Source organism: Nocardia sp. NPDC002869, assembly GCF_046764065.1.
GTDB classification, from domain to species: domain Bacteria; phylum Actinomycetota; class Actinomycetes; order Mycobacteriales; family Mycobacteriaceae; genus Nocardia; species Nocardia rhamnosiphila.
Window position 1 is genome coordinate 1 of record NZ_JBKOOL010000313.1, and the last position, 2,296, is coordinate 2,296.

4 protein-coding genes are annotated in these 2,296 nt (G+C 68.9%); 2 read left to right on the plus strand and 2 right to left on the minus strand.

Translation table 11 applies throughout. From position 1 onward, the window contains the following. Window positions 1–55: 55 nt before the first annotated feature. Both rsrA and ACLML9_RS28520 read right to left on the minus strand, forming a co-directional pair. Window positions 56–328: a mycothiol system anti-sigma-R factor gene (rsrA, locus tag ACLML9_RS28515; protein ID WP_051714882.1), complete on the minus strand. Its 273-nt coding sequence runs from the start codon at window positions 326–328 to the stop codon at window positions 56–58. Between the two features lie 20 nt (window positions 329–348). After that, a complete protein-coding gene (locus tag ACLML9_RS28520; RefSeq protein WP_411948393.1) occupies window positions 349–1,035 on the minus strand; it encodes a sigma-70 family RNA polymerase sigma factor in 687 nt (228 codons plus the stop codon). Window positions 1,036–1,319: 284 nt separating this feature from the next. Between ACLML9_RS28520 and ACLML9_RS28525 the strand changes: the two genes are divergently transcribed. Both ACLML9_RS28525 and ACLML9_RS28530 read left to right on the plus strand, forming a co-directional pair. Continuing rightward, window positions 1,320–1,811 (plus strand): YbaK/EbsC family protein, encoded by a 492-nt coding sequence (locus ACLML9_RS28525; RefSeq protein WP_411948394.1) that lies wholly within the window; start codon window positions 1,320–1,322, stop codon window positions 1,809–1,811. A gap of 122 nt (window positions 1,812–1,933) precedes the next feature. Next, a complete protein-coding gene (locus ACLML9_RS28530; protein WP_411948395.1) occupies window positions 1,934–2,257 on the plus strand; it encodes a hypothetical protein in 324 nt (107 codons plus the stop codon). Window positions 2,258–2,296: the final 39 nt, after the last annotated feature.

Genomic DNA, 2,296 nt, shown 5'->3' on the forward strand with positions numbered 1-2,296 from the left:
GCCCCCCCCGCCCCCCGCCGGGCCCGCCGCTCGGTGTTCGGGTGCTGGGCCGGTATCAGGCGCGGTTCGGGTCGGCGGGGAGATCGCCGGCCCGGAAGGTCACCGCACGGATCTCCACGGTGAGCCGTTCGCGCAGCGAATCGGGGGCCTTGTCGCCGCCGCATTTGCGGTGCAGCATGCTCTTGATCTTCTCTTCGATGCCGTAGGCCTCGATGCAGGGCGCGCAGTGGTCCATATGGTGCTGGAGCCGTTCGCGGGTGCGGTCGTCGCATTCGCCGTCGAGCATGAGCCAGACGTCGGCCAGTACCGCCGTGCAGTCGAGCTCCATATCGGGGTCGTGCTCGGTGCTCACTGCTTGACCTCCTGGCGCACCGCCGCGGCGGTATCGGCATCGCCGGACTCGGACGCGGTGCGGTTGAAGCCGCGTTCGCGCGCCACATCGGCGAGCAAACCCTTCAGTTGTTTCCGTCCGCGATGCAGCCGGGACATCACCGTACCGATAGGAGTGCCCATGATGTCGGCGATTTCCTTGTACGGGAACCCTTCGACGTCGGCGTAGTACACCGCCATCCGGAACTCCTCGGGCAATTGCACGAGGGCGGCCTTGATGTCGTCGTCGGGGAGGGCGTCGAGGGCCTCGACCTCGGCCGAGCGCAGACCGGTGGAGCTGTGTTCGGCGGTGGCGGCGAGCTGCCAGTCGGTGATCTCGTCGGTGGGGTACTGCGCGGGCTGGCGCTGTTTCTTCCGATACGAGTTGATGTAGGTGTTGGTGAGGATCCGGTAGAGCCAGGCCCGCAGGTTGGTGCCTTCTTTGAAGGACTTGAAACCGGCGTAGGCCTTGACATAGGTCTCCTGGACCAGGTCTTCGGCGTCGGCGGGGTTACGCGTCATCCGCAGGGCAGCGCCGTAGAGCTGGTCCAGCATGGGTAGCGCGTCCCGCTCGAACCGCTGAACCAGTTCGGCGTCGGTCTCCGGCTGCCCGGCAGGCCGCGCGTCGGCGCCGGTGTCGGTCGCCACGTCGTCCTCGCTCGTCACACGTGTCCCTTCGATCGGCTTACCTGCCAAATCTACCGGGAGTGTGAACAGCGGGAAGAACCGCGTGCGCGCCGGAGCCGGATCATGGTGGACCGGGCGTGGTTCGACGAGAACGGGCACCGTCACTCCTTCACTCGTGCGCGGGGCCGCACCAGCGGAACCGTCTGTTCCGTCCGATGCGCTGTTTCTGCCGCGTACAACTCACTGCGCCCGCGAAGTGTTCCCCGACCATGGGAAAGTCACCTCACAGACCGGGTCGGCGCCGCCCGGGTAGGGTCCGGCCCATGGCAGCAGCCGCCACTCCGGCGATCCGGGCACTGGTCACCGCCGGTGCCGCACACACCGTGCACAGATACGACCACGACCCGCGCGCCGGCACCTACGGTGGCGAAGCGGTCGATGTGCTGGTCGCCCGTCTCGGTGTCGAACCGGGGCAGATCTTCAAGACGCTGGTGGTGGAGTTGTCCACCGGAGCGCTGGCGGTCGCGGTGCTGCCGGTTCCCGGCACGCTGTCGCTGAAGGCCGCCGCGGCGGCGCTGGGGGCGCCCAAGGCGGCACTGGCCGACCGGACCCGGGCCGAGCGCGGGACCGGTTACGTTCTGGGCGGTATCTCTCCCCTGGGACAGCGCACACGTCCTCCCACGGTGATCGACGACGCCGCGCTCGGCTGGGATCGGGTGCTGTGCAGTGCGGGGCGGCGGGGTCTGGAGATCGAGGTCGCGCCCGCCGATCTGGTGCGGGTGACCGGCGCGGTCACCGCCCCGGTCACCGCCTGAGCCGGGGGCGCCGCCGCCGGATCGGCTCGCTCCCGCGTGCCGGGGGGCAATTCACCAGGTCAGACCTGTTCGTATGCGTTACTTGGTACGACCGATCGTCCGACCCGAGGATGTGATGCGATATGTCCCCGCGCAAATCTGTGCGCACCGTGTTCTTCGCCGTGTCCGCGGCCGTGGCCCTGTCCGTCGGCCCGGCGGTGCTGTCGGCGCCGGTGGCCTTGGCGGCGCCGGGTGAGTTCCCGTTCGCCGACCAGGGTGATTCGGAGAACGAACCGGAGAGCCGCACCCCGGAGAACGATCTCGGTAAGCGCACCGAGGAAGCCGGTGAGCGCGCCGAGGAAGCCGGCGGCGGAGTGGTGACCGAGGTCATCGATCTGAGCGGCGATATCTTGAAATGCGGCTTGCACATCGCCACTCCGGCGATCGAATGCCCCCTGGGCGGCTGAGCCTCGCGTCGGCCCGCGACGGTTCACCGTCCCGGGCCG